A 15,203-nucleotide genomic window follows, 5' to 3' on the forward strand; every position below is an offset into this window, starting at 1 on the left:
CGCCGGACCCCGCACCGAAGGCGCCGGACGGACCCCGCACCGAACCCCGCGCCGGACTCCGCGCCGCCCGATGCCTTCGCGGGCGGGTTCCGTCCGACGCCGTCACGCCGAGACGTCGGTTCGTCGCCATGGCGCCCAGACGTCGCTCCGGCGCCGTCGCCGACCGGTAATCGCCGTTCCGGGCACGTCCGTTCCCCTTCCCCGGCTTTGCCGGATCGATGTCGAGCGACGGTGGCGTAATCGATTACGTTGCGCGAGACTGGCGGCGGACGCAGGGCAGGCCAGGGGTGGACAGCCCCATGACTCGACGTCGATCCGTCGTATTTGGAAGCGAATAGCCCACAAGTTGATTTGTGCTGCCTGTAAACAAAATCGACCGACACTTGTTTGCTTTTGGTCGCCCACGTCGCGAAAGCCAACACTGTCAACTACGGCCTGACGGCCTGTCGTGCACCGGTTCGCGAGCCGTCCGAGAGGGCGTTGCGGGCAGGCCCGCGCCCGCCGCTCCCGGCCTGTTCCGGTCGTCGGTGCGGACGGTGCGCCCTGATGCCGGTGGTCAGTGCCGCGGCGGTCACGTTTCGGGCAAGGCGAGTGCGAGGTCTTGACGCGGTGGCGACATGGGGCTGTCATTACGCCCACGTTGTTCGGTCGAGTTGGTTTCTGATCGATTTCCGGCCTCCCCGCCGACCGACTCGACCGAACCCTGCCCTCAGGAGCCGTCATGCACCTTCCCCTCTCGGGTCTGTCCGCCCCGACCCCCAGCCGTCGCACCCTGCTCCGCGGAATCGGCGGCGCGGCCGTCCTCGGCGCGGGCATTCCCCTGCTCAGCGCCTGCGGGGGCAGCGGCACGGCGTCGGACCCCAAGACGGTCACGGTCGGCTCCAACGCGTCCGACGCGGTGCCGAAGAAGGCGTTCGCCGACGTCTACGCGGCCTTCAAGAAGCAGTCCGGCATCACGGTCGACGTCAACACGAAGGACCACAACACCTTCCAGGAACAGATCAACTCGTATCTCCAGGGCACGCCGGACGACGTCTTCAACTGGTTCGCCGGCTACCGCATGCAGTTCTTCGCGGCCAAGAAGCTCGCCGCGCCCATCGACGACGTGTGGGCCAAGATCGGGGACAACTTCCCCGACGCGATGAAGAAGCTCAGCAAGGGCGAGGACGGCAAGTACTACTTCGTGCCGATGACCACGTACCCGTGGGCCGTCTTCTACCGCAAGAGCGTCTTCCAGCAGCACGGCTACACGGTCCCCACCACGTGGGACGAACTCATCGCCCTGTGCAAGCAGATGAAGAAGGACAAGCTCGTCCCGATCGCCTTCGGCGACAAGGACGCCTGGCCCGCGATGGGCACCTTCGACCAGATCAACTTCCGCCTCAACGGCTACGACTTCCACGTCCAGCTCATGGCCGGCAAGGCCTCCTGGACCGACGCCAAGGTCAAGGCCGTCTTCGACCACTGGACCGAACTCCTTCCGTACCACCAGGACGGCTTCATGGGTCGCACCTGGCAGGACGCCGCGCAGACGCTGGTGGCCAAGAAGGCGGGCATGTACGTCCTCGGCACCTTCGTGGCACAGCAGTTCACCGACAAGGCCGACCTGGACGACCTCGACTTCTTCCCCTTCCCGGAGATCAACTCCGCGTACGGCCAGGACACCGTGGAGGCCCCCACCGACGGCCTCATGGTCAGCAAGGCCCCCAAGAACCACGCCGGCGTCCTCAAGCTCCTTGAGTACATGGGCAGCCCGGCGGCCGAGGAGCTCTACCTCAAGGGCGACCCGAGCGTGGTCGCCGCCTCCAGCAAGGCCGACACCTCCGCGTACTCGGCGCTCCAGAAGAAGGCGTTCGACATGATCGGGGGCGCCAAGTCCCTGACCCAGTTCATGGACCGCGACTCCCGCCCGGACTTCACCTCGACGGTGATGCAGCCCGGCCTCCAGAAGTTCCTCCAGGACCCCAAGGGCGTGGACAGCCTGCTGTCCTCGATCGAGCGCCAGAAGAAGCAGATCTTCGCGACCGCGTGAACGACACCATGACCACCGACACCACGACGCAATCCCCGGAGGCGGCGAGCGCGCCGCCTCCGGGCACTGCCGCCGCGCCCAAGCGGGCCGCACGGGGCCACCGCCGCCTGCTGACCCGCCGTGACCGGTTCACCCTCGCCCTCATGGCGGGCGTGCCCACGGTCCTGCACGTGGCCCTGGTCTGGGTCACCGCCCTCGCTTCCATCGCCCTCGCCTTCACCACCTGGGACGGCATCGGGTTCGACTCGATCAAGTGGGTGGGCCTCCAGAACTTCCGTCAGCTCTTCGCCGACAACCCGCAGTTCTGGCCCGCCGTCCAGCACAACGTCATCTGGTTCGTCGTCCTCATCCTGATCCCGACGCCGCTCGGCCTGTTCCTGGCCGTCCAGCTCGACAAGAACATCCGCTTCAGCCGCGTCTACCAGACGGCGTTCTTCCTGCCGGTCGTCATCTCGATGGCCTGCATCGGCTTCGTCTGGCAGCTCGTCTACAACCCGGACACGGGCCTGATCAACAGCATCATCGGCGCCAACAGGCCGGGCCACTACATCGACTGGATCGGCGACCCGAAACTCAACCTGTGGGCCGTCCTCGTCGCCGCCTCCTGGCGCCACACCGGCTACATGATGATCCTCTACCTGGCCGGCCTCAAGGGAATCGATCCCTCCCTCAGAGAGGCCTCCTCCCTGGACGGCGCCAACGAATGGCAGACGTTCAAGCACGTCGTCTTCCCGACGCTGCGCCCCACCAACACCGTCGTCCTGGTCGTCACCGTCATCGAGTCCCTGCGCGCCTTCGACCTGGTCTTCGTCTTCAACAAGGGTGCTCAGGGAACCGAGTTGCTCTCCATCCTGGTGACCAACAACATCATCGGCGAGTCCAGCCGCATCGGTTACGGCTCCGCGATCGCGGTCGTCCTGCTCGTCATCTCGCTCGTCGTGATCATCCCGTACCTGGTGGCCACCTTCCGGAAGGAGCGGCGATCGTGAGCGCCCCCACCCTCGCGGCCGGCGGGCGCGGGCGCCGCGCGCCCGTCCGCCCCGCCCGCGTGCTGCTGCACGTCTTCCTCGCCTGCGCCGCCCTGGCCTGGCTCGCCCCGCTGCTGTGGGCGATGTTCTCGGCCCTGCGCCCGTACGGTGAGACCAGCGCCAAGGGCTATGTGTCCTGGCCGGACACACTGAACTTCGACAACTTCAAGAACGCGTTCGAGCAGTCGGACATGACGCACTACTTCGTCAACACCCTGCTGATCGCGGTGCCGGCCGTCCTGCTGACGCTGTTCCTGTCCTCGATGGTCGCGTTCTACGTCAGCCGCTTCGACTTCCGCCTCAACCTCTCGCTGCTCCTGGTCTTCACGGCCGGCAACCTGCTCCCGCAGCAGGTCATCATCACTCCGCTGTACCGGATGTACCTGCTCACCGACCTGCCGGGCATCACGGCGAGCGGCAAGCTGTACGACTCCGCGCTCGGCCTGGTGCTCATCCACGTGGCGTTCCAGTCCGGGTTCTGCGCGTTCGTGCTGAGCAACTACATGCGCTCGCTGCCGCACGAGCTGACCGAGGCCGCGCTCGTGGACGGGGCGTCGGTGTGGCGGCTCTACTGGCAGATCACCCTGCCCCTGTGCAAGCCCGCGATGGCGGCCCTGGCGACCCTGCTGTCGATCTGGATCTACAACGACTTCTTCTGGGCCCTCGTCCTGATCTCGACCGGCGAGAACATGCCGATCACCTCGGCGCTGAACAACCTCTCCGGCCAGTACTTCACCGACCCCAACCTCGTCGCCTCCGGCGCCCTGCTCACCGCGATCCCCACGCTCGTCGTGTACTTCGCGCTCCAGCGGCAGTTCGTCAGCGGTCTGACCCTCGGCGCCAACAAGAGCTGAGACGACACACCCCGAACTCCCAGGCGGCTTCCCGTGAAAGAGGACGACGTGCCCCCATCCTTCACCCCCGTGGCCTCCGTACCCGTGGACCCGCGCACCGCACGGGTCCACGAGGAGGGCTGGCAGTCCTGGAGCCCCAGCGGCTCCTACGCCCTCGACGACACCCCCTACCGCCCGGCCAACGCCAATTGGGCGACCGTCTGCTACCGGCCCGGCCGCACCGTGCCGCTCGCGGCCTTCCAGGGCGAGGGACTGCTCGCGCTGGACCCGGGCGACGGCTCCCCGGTCCGGCTGTGGGCCGCGCAGGACCCGGCGGGACCGGTCCCCTCGATCCGGCTCACCGTCCAGGACGGCCGCGCCGGGATCGGCGCCGACGGCCCGGTCACCGAGTCCTCCCACACCGGACCGGGCGGAATCCAGGGCGCGCTCGCCGCCTGGGCCGACGCCCTCTCCCTCCCCGCCCCGCGGCCCGCACCGACGGTGTGGTGCTCCTGGTACGAGTACTTCACCGCCGTCACCGAGGACGACATCCACGAGAACCTCCAGGCGATGGACACGCTCGACCTCCCCGTCGACGTCGTCCAGATCGACGACGGCTACCAGAGCGCCCTCGGCGACTGGCTCACCCTCTCCGGCCGCTTCCGCTCCCGCTCCGCCCTCGCCGACAGCATCCGCGGACGCGGCCGCCGCGCGGGCATCTGGACCGCCCCCTTCCTCGTCGCGCCGCACAGCGAACTCGCCGCGCACCACCCCGACTGGCTGGTCCACGACGAGCAGGGGGTGCCCCTGCACGCGGGCCACAACTGGAACCACGACCTGTTCACCCTCGACATCACCCACCCCGGGGCCCGCGCGTATCTGTCCGACGTCTTCACCACCCTGCGCGCCGAGGGGTACGACTACTTCAAGACCGACTTCCTCTACGCGGGAGCCCTGGACGGCGTACGGCACTCAGGAGCCGACGCGCCGACCGCCTACCGCGACGGGATCGCCCTGATCCGCGAGGCCATCGGCCCCGACGCCCACCTCCTCGGCTGCGGAGCCCCGGTCCTCCCGTCCATCGGCCTGTTCGACGCGATGCGGGTCAGCCCCGACACGGCACCGCACCGGCGCCCCGAGGCCGGCGACTACAGCCAACCCGGCCAGGACGCGGCCGAGTTCACCGGCAGGGGCCGCCAATGGCAGCACGGACGGCTGTGGATCAACGACCCCGACTGCCTCATGGCCCGCCCCGCCGTCGAGACCCGCGAACGCTGGGCGGCCCATGTCGAGGCCACGGGCGGCCTGATGGCCTCCAGCGACCGGCTGCTGTCCCTCGACGCATGGGGCGTGGCCACCACCCGTCGGCTGCTGTCCCCGGGAGGGCCCGCATGACCCCCGAACGCTCCCTGTCCGTCCCCGGCATCGTCTACGGCGGCGACTACAACCCCGAACAGTGGCCCGAGGAGACCTGGGCCGAGGACATGCGCCTGATGCGCGAGGCCGGCGTCACCATGGTGAGCGTCGGCGTCTTCTCCTGGGCGCTCATGGAGCCCGCAGAGGGCACGTACGACTTCACCCGCACGGACCGGATCCTCGATCTCCTCCACGAGAACGGCATCGCCGCCGACCTCGCCACCCCCACGGCCGCGCCGCCCGCCTGGTTCTTCCGGGCGCATCCCGAAGCGCTCCCGGTCGACCGGGACGGCCGGAGGCTGACCTACGGCAGCAGGCAGACCTTCTGCCCGAGCAGCCCCGCCTACCGCGAGGCCGCCCTGCGCGTCACGGGCGCCCTCGCCGAACGCTACGCCGGACACCCGGCCGTGGTGATGTGGCACATCCACAACGAGTACGGCTGCCACAACGCGGCCTGCTACTGCGACACCAGCGCCCGGTCCTTCCGCCGCTGGCTGCGCACCCGCTACGACGACGACCTGGCGGCCCTCAACCACGCCTGGGGCACGGCGTTCTGGAGCCAGTGGTACCACGACTGGGAGGAGGTCCTGCCGCCCCGCGCCACCGGCGCCGTACCCAACCCCACGCACCAGCTGGACTGGCGCCGCTTCTGCTCCGACGAACTGCTGTCGCTGTACACGGCGGAGCGGGACGTCCTGCGCACGGCGGCCCCGTTCACACCGGCCACCACCAACTTCATGGTGATGGACGTCTTCGACGCGCTCGACTACTGGCGGTGGGCCCCGGAACTCGACATCGTCTCCAACGACCACTACCTGATGTCCGCCGACCCGGCCTCCGAGATCGACGTCGCGCTCTGCGGCGATCTGACCCGGTCGCTGGCCGGCGGTCCCTGGCTGCTCATGGAGCACTCCACCGGCGCCGTGAACTGGCAGCCCGTCAACCGCGCCAAGGCCCCGGGCGAGCTGCGCCGCAACGCTCTCTCCCACGTGGCCCACGGCGCCGACGGCATCGCCTACTTCCAGTGGCGGGCCGCGAGGGCGGGCGCCGAACAGTGGCACTCGGCGATGCTCCCGCACGCGGGCACGGACAGCCGCATCTGGCAGGACGTGGTCCGCCTCGGCGCCGATCTGAGGGCCCTGGCCGAGGTACGCGGCAGCACCGGCACGGCCGAGGTCGCCGTCGTCTGGGATTGGAACGCCCGTTGGGCACTGGAACTGCCCTCGCAGCCCAGCGGCGCCCTGCGGTACCAGGACCTGGTCCGGGCCTGGTACGAGCCGTTGTGGCGGTCCGGTGCGGCCGTCGACTTCGTCCACCCGGACGCGGACCTCTCGGCCTACCGCCTGGTCCTGGTCCCGAGCCTCTACCTCGTGGACAACACGGGCGCGGCCAACCTGAGCGCCCACGTCGAGCGCGGCGGCACCCTCGCGGTCGGCTTCCACAGCGGCGCCGTCGACGAGAACTGCCATGTCCGGCTGGGCGGTTACCCAGGAGCGTTCCGCGAGACCCTCGGGATCCGCGGCGACGAGCTGTTCCCCCTGCTCCCCGGCGAGTCGGCGGGCCTGACCGGCCAGGTGCCCGCGGGTGCCACGGCCACCCTGTGGTCGGAGCGCGTGCGCCTGGACGGCGCCGAGGCGATCGCCACGTACGCGGACGGACCCGTGGCCGGTGTTCCCGCGGTGACACGGAACTCCCGGGGGCGGGGCACCGCCTGGTACGTGGCGACCCTCCCCGACCCCGGCACCCTCACCGCCCTGCTGGACCGCATCCGCACCGAGGCGGAGGTTCCCGGCGCCGGGGATCTCCCACCCGGAGTCGAATCGGTCCGTCGGCGCGGCCGGGATGCCGACTACGTGTTCCTCATCGACCACGCGGGCCGGGGCGCGGAGATCCCCGTCCCGCCGGGAGCCACCGAACTCCTCACCGGCAAGCCCCTGTCGGGCTCGGTGAGGATCGATCCCGGCGAGATCGCGGTGGTACGGGAGCCGCACGCGACGGAACGGTGAACCGCCGTTCGGCGGGGCGGCTCTCCGCCCCGCCGAACGGATCAGTGCAGCGGCAGCACGGCGGTGTGTTCCTCCCGCACGGCGTCCAGGGAGCGGGGATCGAGGCCCAGCAGGCGCAGGATCGTGGGCGCGATCTGTGCGGTCCGCACACCCGCCGTGTCGCGGACACCCTCCGGAACCGACGCGCCGGACACCACCAGGGGGACGTCGAGGTCGTCGGCGTGGGCGCCGCCGTGCTCGGCGATCTTCTTGGTCCCACCGGTGTAGACGACCCCGTACTGCGTGAGACCGAAGACGTCGGGAACGCGGGTGTCGCCGGCCGCGGCGTGGAAGTACCGGGCCGCAGCCCGTCCCGCGTAGACCTTGGCGAGCCCGCCGTGGGTGAAGGACCTGGGCGCCGCGTCGATGTCGGTGCCGGTGCCGCTCCGGCCGAGCAGGTAGTCCTTGGCGAACTCCGTGGCGGCCCGGGAGCGGTCGGTCAGCCAGAGCAGCATCGCGTCGTCGTCCACGGCGTGCGCGACCAGGTTCCCGGCGCCGGGGTGGAGCTGCCTCCACGCGGCGTCGAGGCCGGCCAGCAGCGGGGCGTCGTCGATCCGGGTGAGCGCGGCCGGGTCGGTCGGCGACTGGCCGTGCTTGGCGGACAGGATGACCGTGGTGCTGCCGGCCAGATGGCGCCGGGCGAGCTCGGAGGTCAGTTCGCCGATCCGGGCGTCGACGAAGTCCAGGTTCTTCTCCAGCAGCGGCCCGGGCACGTTCCCGGCCGTGTAGCCGCCCTTGAGACCGTCGGAGGCGGGCAGCTTCTGCGCGGTGGAGACCGACTGGAAGTTCAGTCCGAAGACCGCCGGGGTGCCGACCCGGTGGGTGCCGCTGTGGTCGTAGCCGTCGATCTCGTTCAGGATGGCCTTCACCTTGTAGCCGTCGTACTGCTCGGTCGCCCGGTTGTCCTTCGTCCAGTCGTTCCCGGCCGGGTAACCGAGGGCGTCGCTGTTGATCTCGGGTGTGAACAGGTCCTGGACACCGCTGCCCGAGGGCCCGCCGAGGATCTCGTACGCCGGGTGCTTGTCCGACCACGCGGTGCGCAGGCCCGCCGCGCGGGCCACCTCGAAGACGGTGTTCACCCTGAGGTACGCGTGCGGCGGGAGCGGCCGGCAGGTGTGCGGGTCGACCGGCAGCTTCGAGGTGTCGAGCAGGCTCGCCGGCTCGCCCGTCATCGACAGGATGCCGTCCGGCAGACCCGTCAGGCCCTGGCCCGCGTCGAGCGAGGCCGGCTTGTGGTCCAGGTCCTCGGTGAGGTCCACCTCGGCGCCGGGCCGCACCCCCTGGCAGGCCGTGGTCCCGGCCGGGAGCAGCGCGGAGTCGTAGCTGTCGTCGTAGTAGACGCCGGTGGTGCCCGGGCCGCCGCCCGTCACCTGGGCGACCATGCCGGGGAAGGAGTCGGAGGGGGTGGTGGTCCTGGCGTGGGTGTACGCCACACCGCCGCCCACCAGCCGCGCCAGCGCCGACTTCGGGTGCCGGGAGACGTACCGGGCCAGGTCGGCCTGGTGCAGTCCGTCGACGGAGACGAGCAGCACGTGCCGGGTGTCGTCCCGGCGCTGGGAGGAGGCGAAGGCGTCGGGCTGGGCGAGGGTCGCCCCGGTCAGCACCCCGGCGGCGGTGAGCAGGGCCGCGGACCTGACATGGCGTCTGGACATGCATTTCTCCCAGGAGTTCGGGGTGCAATTGCCCGAGCCATCAGAGTCGCGTCCCGTGTACCGCGAACGGCACATGTGTGAACGCATGCGGAATGACCGGTCGGTACTTCACCAAGCGGGCCCGGCGGACCTCAAGTCCGTTCGCCCAAGCGGCGCTTGGCAGCGCCGGTCCGTCGTGTACGTCCTCAGCGCACCGGCCGGTCGGGCGGTGGCAGCAGCGGGCCCAGCGGGCCGAGGTCGAGATTGAGGTCCTCCAGGGTGAGCCCGTGGCTCGCGCACAGGTCCCTCATCCGGTCGTGCAGGACCATGAGCGTCGTTCCCAGCCGCTCCTCGTCCTCCTCGCTGAGATCGCCCTGGTCGACCCGGCGCAGTGCCTGACGCTCCATCACCTGGCGCAGCAGTTCGACCAGCGTCAGGACCAGGCGCAGGAGGTCGCGCTCGACCGTGTCGGGGTCGGTGTTGATCCGCCCGGCCACGGAACGGCCCCGCGCCCCCGGCCCCGGACGGTCCGCCGGCTCGGCCGGGAGCAGCCGGAAGGCACGCGCCGCCGCCTCCGCCGCCTCCTCGAGGGGATCCGAGGACCCAAGGGTGCCGTCGCCGTCAGCCGTCATGACCGCCCCGCGGTGGATCGGACCGGTCCCAGGGCGAGGGGTTCTCCGAACTGACGGACACGATCAGCGCGCGCAGCGACACCCGTACGAGATCGATGTCGGCGATGGACAGCACCACGTCACCGACCAGGACCACGCCTCCGGCGAGAAGCCGGTCCAGCAGATCGACGAGCGCGACCTGACGCTCCGGCAGCGGATCCACGGCGGCGGAACGGCCGGACCCGGTCATGGCGTGCCACCTCGTACGGACTGGTCGTCCGCGCCGTCCTCGGGCATCGCGAACGAGTACGGCACCCACGGGCCCGTGACCTCCACGTGGACCCCCGCCAGGCCGTGACCCGCGAGCGCGGCCTCGGCGCGGAAGGTCTCGCTCCGCTCGCGGGGCACGAGAAAGGCGTCGTTGAAGACGTTCTCTCCCGCGTCACCGGCCAGGACTCCTTGCTGGGGCCGATGGGCCGCCCGGTCGGTCGCGTACGCGCGTGCCACGTCCCCGACGCGCTCCGCCGCCCGCTGGGCCGCCCGGTAGACGGCGTCCCGGTCGCCGCGCTGCCGTCTTCGGGCGTCGAGGTAGGCGCGTCCCGGTGAGATGTCCGCCGCCGGTCCGGAATCCGGGTCCTGGCCGGACCGCGGGCCGGCCGTGTCGGGGGGCCCGGCCGCCTCGACATAGATCTTGACTCCCCATTCGACCTGGCCGGCGAGGAGATCCAGACGCTCGGCGAACAGCCGCACCGCGGAGCGCAGCATGTCGCGGGCGCTGCTGTCGTCGACGTAGACGGTCGCCAGGCGCAGCGGCAGCGCCGGGGTGCGGGCCGCGACCTCCTCGACGACCGCGTGGTGCGCCCGTGCGACCGCCTCCAGCCAGTCCAGATCCTCCAGATGGCGTCTGAGCCCGTCCTCACGGAAGTCCGCGGCCGGCACCTCGCTCACCACGAGCACGATGTCCCCGTCCTCGTCCTCCTGCCCGCCCGCGGTGACCAGACGGACCGGGGCGCCGGTCACCCCCGCGAGCCGGCTCAGAGAGGGTGTGAGCTCCGGGTGCGCGCGGGCTACGGCGTACGCGTAGGTGACGTGTTCACTCGTCCGAGGCGTCATCGCGAGCAGCCCTTCCACGGGTGGTGCGGCGCGGTTCCGCGTCCACCTCGGGGATGTCCCTGTCCCGGCGCAGCGCGTTCAGCTCGGCTCGCAGCCGGCGGTTCTGCTCGACCAGTGACGGTTCGTCCGCGGCCCGGGAGGACAGCGAGGGGTCGTGTTCCCACCAGTCGATGCCCATCTCCCTGGCCTTGTCGACCGAGGCGACCAGCAACCGGATCTTGATCGTGAGCAGTTCGATGTCGAGAAGGTTGATCTTGATGTCACCCGCGATGACGATGCCCTTGTCGAGGACGCGCTCCAGGATGTCGGCCAGGTTGGCGGAGGATCCCTGCGCGTACGCGGGCGCGGCCCGGGACGGATAGTCCCCCAGCCGGTTGGAGAGAGGTTCGCTCACGACGGGCCGCCCTGTTCATGAGCCCTGATCTCGTCCAGCCGGTCAAGGAGTTGGTCCTCCAGCCCGTCGAACGTCTCCTCGTCGATCTCGCCGGCTACCAACTGCCTTTCCAGTTCGGCGAGTTGGAGTCGGATGGGCGCTGGGTCGTAGTACTCGTCCTCCGCGGCCTCCAGGACCCGGTCCATCACCCAGGCGACTCCGCGTACGGGTGCCAGAGGAAGCGTGACGAGTTGCGTGAACAGGCCCATGACATCTCCTTCAGCTGAAGCTGTACGGAGGCAGCGGACCGTTGAGCCGGAACGCGAACGCCTCGCCCATCTGGTGCGCGAGACTCAGCTCGGTGGCGAGGAAGAGCTCGTCCTGGTCGGCGCTCACCAGGAACGAGACGCTGAGGAAGTCCGTTCCCGCGGGCGGGGTGGAGTCGATCTCCCGGGCGAACGGGCGGAGCGCCTCGATCACACCCGAGGCCAGTGCCTCCTGGCGGGCCCGTGTTTCGTTGGCCACCAGCTCGCCGAGCCGCAACGGCGCGTCCGGGGCCGCGGTGCCGGCGCGGATCTCGTCGTTGAGCTGCCGGGCCGTCTCCGAATCGGTGAGGATCTCCCGCAGCAGCGTCTCCTCGTCCTGCGCGGCCTTCAGGTTGTACTCGACGCAGCCCTCCAGCCGGCGCAGCCGTTCGGCGTAGTCGTCGGCGCCCGACTCCAGCGCGTCCCTGACCGCGTCCTCGTCCGGCGCGGTGTAGCCGAACCTGATGGGCAGCACGGTGCCGTCCGTCAGGAGACGCTGTTGGACCTCCTGATGCCGGCCGATGTCGCGGCGCTTGGGCCGCAGTTCGTCCGGCGCGTCGCTCACGACCGCGCAGAGCGGTCCCGCGGTCACCGTGCGCAGCGGGGGTGAGGAGGCGCCGACTCCCTCCAGGCCGTCGAGGCGCAGTGGGTGGTCCTTGAAGGTGATCGAGTAGATGTATACCGCCATGGCTCACTCCTCGTCGCGAGACGAGCTTCGCTCCCGCCGGGAGGAGCGCCGGGCCGGCCGCCGCTTGCGCTCCACCGTCTCCGCCTCCTCTTCTCCTTCCGCCTCGTCGTCCTCGTCGCCGCCGCCCTTGCCGGTCACTTCCCGGATCGTGTCGGTGACGGCTTCGGCGGCGCCGCTCAGGGCTCCCTTGGACTTGCCCCGCGCGCCGGATTCCATCGTGTCGCCGACGATGTCGGTCAGCTGGGCCGGTGCCTTCCTGCCGGATTCCAGGTCGAGACGGTTGCACGCCTCGGCGAAGCGCAAATAGGTGTCGACGCTGGCCACGACGATACGGATGTCGATCTTCAGGATCTCGATGCCCACGAGGGACACCCGGATGAAGACGTCGATCACGAGACCGCGGTCGAGTATGAGTTCCAGAACGTCGTAGAGGCTGCCGCTCCTGCCGCCCTGGGCGACACCGCCGCTGCTCTGCGGCACCACAGTCATGGTGCCTCCCTTCACCGGCGGTGATGTCAGCGCCGGTCGATTTGTCCACGCGTGTAGCGGCGCTTCCTCTCGTAGGCCACCAGTTCTCCCTCCTTGTCCAGGGTCACTCGGTAGGTGGCCATGACGCTGGTGGTCTCGGGGACGCGCTCCAGTTCGAGTACCTCCACATCCGCGTCCCAACCGTCGTCCGTGGGTCTGATCGCGGAAACGGACTCGGGGGCTCGGCCGAGCAGCGAGGTGAGCTGCTCCACCGCCGAGCGCATGGCCCGTGCGGCGCCTCCGGACCGGCGGGACGGGGCCGCGCTGTCGCCGGCCGGGCGTCGTGCCGTACCGCGGCCGGCGCTCGATCGGCGTTTGGCGGGTTCTGCTGCGGCCATGGTGTCTCCGGTCGTCGGGACGGACGCCATACTCCGACATATGTGCAATCTCATCATATAGGGGTACTTGGGGCGTCAGGTAAGGAGGACCTCTCCCGAGGCCGCCCGTCGAGACCGCCGTCCCGGGGGAGGTGGGGGCTGCGTTGTCCGAAGGGAAAGAGTCCATGAACGACACAACCAAGCTCGCTCTGGCCGCGGCTGTCGCCGGAGGCTATGTGCTCGGGCGTACGAAGAAGGGCCGCGTCGCGTTCGCCGCGGCGACCTACATCGCCGGCCGAAGATTCGCCCTCAACCCACAGCAGTTGGCCACGGAGGGCCTCAAGCGGCTCTCGGACGTCCCGGGCGTCGCGGAGCTCCAGGAACAGGTGCGGGGCGAACTGATGGACGCCGGTCGTCAGGCCCTCAAGGCCGCGGCCGACCGCCGTCTCGGTGATCTGGCCGGCAGCCTGCATGAGCGGAGGCTGCGTCTCGGGGAGAAGGACGAGGAAGGAGAGGAGGACGAGGAGGGCGACTACGAGGAGGACGAGTACGACGAGGAGCCGGCGCGGGAGGCCGGCCGGGACGAGCCCGATGAGGAGGACGAAGAGGACGAGGACGAGGAGCCGGAGGCCGAGGAGCCGGAGGCCGAGGCCGACGAGGAAGAGCCGGAGGAAGAGGAAGAGGAAGAGGCCGCGGACGCGGAACCGGACGAGGAAGCGCCGGAGGAAGAGGAAGAGCAAGAGGACGAGGGGGAGGAAGAGGAGGAAGAACAGGAAGAGGAGAAGCCGGAGCGACCGCGAAGGCAGCGCCGGAACGCCGGAGGCGCGGCTGACAGGCGTTCTTCGGGATCCGATTCCGCTTCCCGCAGGGGGCCCGCCAAGAAGACCGCCAGGAAGACCCCGTCATCGGACGACAGTGGCTCCGGCAGGGGGTCCGCGTCGAAGCGGACCGAGGCCAGGAAGAAGGCGCCGACGAGGCCGGCGGCGAAGAAGGCTTCGCCCCCCGCGAAGAAGGCGGCCCCGGCGAAGAAGGCCGCGGCCAAGAAGACCGCTCCGGCCAAGAAGACGGCGGCCAAGAAGTCCCCCGCCAAGAAGGCCGCGGCCAAGAAGACCGCTCCGGCCAAGAAGGCCGCCGCCAAGAAGGCGCCCGCGAAGAAGACCGCGACGAAGGGGTCCGCGTCCAGGACGGCCAAGACCGCTTCCGGACGTCGGAGGTAGAGCCATGGCCACCAAGGAACGCGACAAGGACAAGACGGAGCAGACGGAGGCCTCGGGCCTCGACGCCTTGCGCGACGAGTTCACCGACTTCCTCGGCGCCCAGCTGGGACAGCTGGTGGACAAGGCCGGGGACAAGGTCGCGGATGTCACCGACCACCTCTTCGACGTCGCCGACAACGGCGGACCCCTCCTGAAGGCCGGTTCGCGCATTCTCCAGGGGGACTCCCCGCTGAAGGCGATCGTGGGGGAGAAGGCCAAGAGCGCCAAGGACAGCATCTTCGGCAAGGTGAAGGACACTTTCGGCGGCGGCAAGGGAGGGGGAGGGGGCAAGGCCAAGTCCGGCAGCACCAAGACCATGAACATCATCGAGGTGCTGGACGTCGGCGTGCCGCTCCGCAAGGCCTACGACCACTGGACCCAGTTCGAGAAGTTCAGCAGTTTCACCAAGGGTGTGCGCAGCGCCTCGCAGGACGGCGAGGGCGGCAGCGACTGGAAGGTGAAGGTCGGCCCGTCCACCCGCGGCTGGAAGGCGACCGTCAGGGAACAGGTGCCCGACGAGCGGATCGAGTGGACCTCGGAAGGCGCCAAGGGCAGTACACGCGGCTGTGTCAGCTTCCACGAGCTGACCCCGGACCTGACCCGCATCGTGCTCGTCGTCGAGTACTACCCCTCAGGCTTCTTCGAGAAGACCGGCAACATCTGGCGCGCCCAAGGCCGCCGTCTGCGGCTGGACTTCAAGAACTTCCAGCGGTACGTCACGCTCACCGACGAGGAGGCCGAGGGCTGGCGCGGCGAGATCCGCGGCGGTGAGGTGGTCCGCACCCACGAAGAGGCCATGGAGGAGGAGGAAGCGGCTGCCGCCGAGGAGGAGGGGGCCGAGGAAGGCGAGGAGGGGGCCGAGGAAGGCGAGGAAGAGTACGAGGACGAGGAATTCCCGGAGGAGGACGAGGAGAACCCGGAGCAGGAGGACGAGGAGAACCCCGAAGAGCTCCCCGAGGAGGACGACGAACCGGCTCAGGAATACGACGAGGAGGAAGAGGACGAGGACTACGACGAGGAGGAGTGA

Annotated in this window: 16 protein-coding genes; 7 read left to right on the forward strand and 9 right to left on the reverse strand. The window is 69.9% G+C overall.

The genetic code is table 11. The annotated features are described in order from the left end of the window. The first annotated feature begins 721 nt into the window (after window positions 1-721). From ACZ4AA_RS15695 to ACZ4AA_RS15715, 5 genes are read left to right on the forward strand one after another with little or no spacing between them, the layout of a single operon-like run. Window positions 722-2,032, forward strand: a complete 1,311-nt coding sequence (locus ACZ4AA_RS15695) for an ABC transporter substrate-binding protein (RefSeq protein ID WP_467601411.1) — start codon at window positions 722-724, stop codon at window positions 2,030-2,032. Between the two features lie 8 nt (window positions 2,033-2,040). Beyond that, window positions 2,041-3,021: a carbohydrate ABC transporter permease gene (locus ACZ4AA_RS15700; RefSeq protein ID WP_467602449.1), complete on the forward strand. Its 981-nt coding sequence runs from the start codon at window positions 2,041-2,043 to the stop codon at window positions 3,019-3,021. Then, window positions 3,018-3,914 (forward strand): carbohydrate ABC transporter permease, encoded by an 897-nt coding sequence (locus ACZ4AA_RS15705; RefSeq protein WP_467601413.1) that lies wholly within the window; start codon window positions 3,018-3,020, stop codon window positions 3,912-3,914. The genes ACZ4AA_RS15700 and ACZ4AA_RS15705 overlap by 4 nt, the downstream gene beginning before the upstream one ends. Before the next feature lie 48 nt (window positions 3,915-3,962). Then, on the forward strand, window positions 3,963-5,288 hold the full coding sequence (locus tag ACZ4AA_RS15710) for a glycoside hydrolase family 36 protein (protein ID WP_467601415.1): 1,326 nt from the start codon (window positions 3,963-3,965) through the stop codon (window positions 5,286-5,288). Beyond that, window positions 5,285-7,315, forward strand: a complete 2,031-nt coding sequence (locus ACZ4AA_RS15715) for a beta-galactosidase (protein ID WP_467601417.1) — start codon at window positions 5,285-5,287, stop codon at window positions 7,313-7,315. The genes ACZ4AA_RS15710 and ACZ4AA_RS15715 overlap by 4 nt, the downstream gene beginning before the upstream one ends. A gap of 41 nt (window positions 7,316-7,356) precedes the next feature. On the opposite strand, the gene ACZ4AA_RS15720 is transcribed toward ACZ4AA_RS15715, so the two are convergent. From ACZ4AA_RS15720 to ACZ4AA_RS15760, 9 genes are all read right to left on the reverse strand, one after another. Further along, window positions 7,357-9,006: an alkaline phosphatase family protein gene (locus ACZ4AA_RS15720; protein WP_467601419.1), complete on the reverse strand. Its 1,650-nt coding sequence runs from the start codon at window positions 9,004-9,006 to the stop codon at window positions 7,357-7,359. Window positions 9,007-9,191: 185 nt separating this feature from the next. Beyond that, entirely contained in the window at window positions 9,192-9,617 is a 426-nt protein-coding gene (locus ACZ4AA_RS15725; protein ID WP_467601421.1) for a gas vesicle protein K, read from the reverse strand. After that, a complete protein-coding gene (gvpJ, locus tag ACZ4AA_RS15730) occupies window positions 9,607-9,846 on the reverse strand; it encodes a gas vesicle protein GvpJ (RefSeq protein WP_467601424.1) in 240 nt (79 codons plus the stop codon). The genes ACZ4AA_RS15725 and gvpJ overlap by 11 nt, the downstream gene beginning before the upstream one ends. Continuing rightward, window positions 9,843-10,709, reverse strand: a complete 867-nt coding sequence (locus ACZ4AA_RS15735) for a GvpL/GvpF family gas vesicle protein (protein ID WP_467601426.1) — start codon at window positions 10,707-10,709, stop codon at window positions 9,843-9,845. Before ACZ4AA_RS15735 ends, gvpJ begins: the two co-directional genes overlap by 4 nt. After that, a complete protein-coding gene (locus tag ACZ4AA_RS15740; RefSeq protein ID WP_467601428.1) occupies window positions 10,690-11,103 on the reverse strand; it encodes a gas vesicle protein in 414 nt (137 codons plus the stop codon). Before ACZ4AA_RS15740 ends, ACZ4AA_RS15735 begins: the two co-directional genes overlap by 20 nt. Further along, window positions 11,100-11,351 (reverse strand): gas vesicle protein GvpG, encoded by a 252-nt coding sequence (locus ACZ4AA_RS15745; RefSeq protein ID WP_467601430.1) that lies wholly within the window; start codon window positions 11,349-11,351, stop codon window positions 11,100-11,102. The genes ACZ4AA_RS15740 and ACZ4AA_RS15745 overlap by 4 nt, the downstream gene beginning before the upstream one ends. Before the next feature lie 10 nt (window positions 11,352-11,361). Beyond that, window positions 11,362-12,075, reverse strand: coding sequence for a GvpL/GvpF family gas vesicle protein (locus ACZ4AA_RS15750; RefSeq protein WP_467601432.1), 714 nt, complete (start codon window positions 12,073-12,075; stop codon window positions 11,362-11,364). A 3-nt stretch (window positions 12,076-12,078) separates the two neighbouring features. Beyond that, on the reverse strand, window positions 12,079-12,564 hold the full coding sequence (locus tag ACZ4AA_RS15755; protein ID WP_467601434.1) for a gas vesicle structural protein GvpA: 486 nt from the start codon (window positions 12,562-12,564) through the stop codon (window positions 12,079-12,081). A gap of 26 nt (window positions 12,565-12,590) precedes the next feature. Next, window positions 12,591-12,941 (reverse strand): gas vesicle protein GvpO, encoded by a 351-nt coding sequence (locus tag ACZ4AA_RS15760; protein ID WP_467601436.1) that lies wholly within the window; start codon window positions 12,939-12,941, stop codon window positions 12,591-12,593. A gap of 164 nt (window positions 12,942-13,105) precedes the next feature. On the opposite strand from ACZ4AA_RS15760, the gene ACZ4AA_RS15765 reads away from it, so the two are divergent. Then, window positions 13,106-14,137, forward strand: a complete 1,032-nt coding sequence (locus tag ACZ4AA_RS15765; RefSeq protein ID WP_467601438.1) for a histone protein — start codon at window positions 13,106-13,108, stop codon at window positions 14,135-14,137. Between the two features lie 4 nt (window positions 14,138-14,141). Further along, entirely contained in the window at window positions 14,142-15,203 is a 1,062-nt protein-coding gene (locus tag ACZ4AA_RS15770) for an SRPBCC family protein (protein ID WP_467601440.1), read from the forward strand.

This window comes from Streptomyces sp. NPDC024698 (assembly GCF_055559015.1).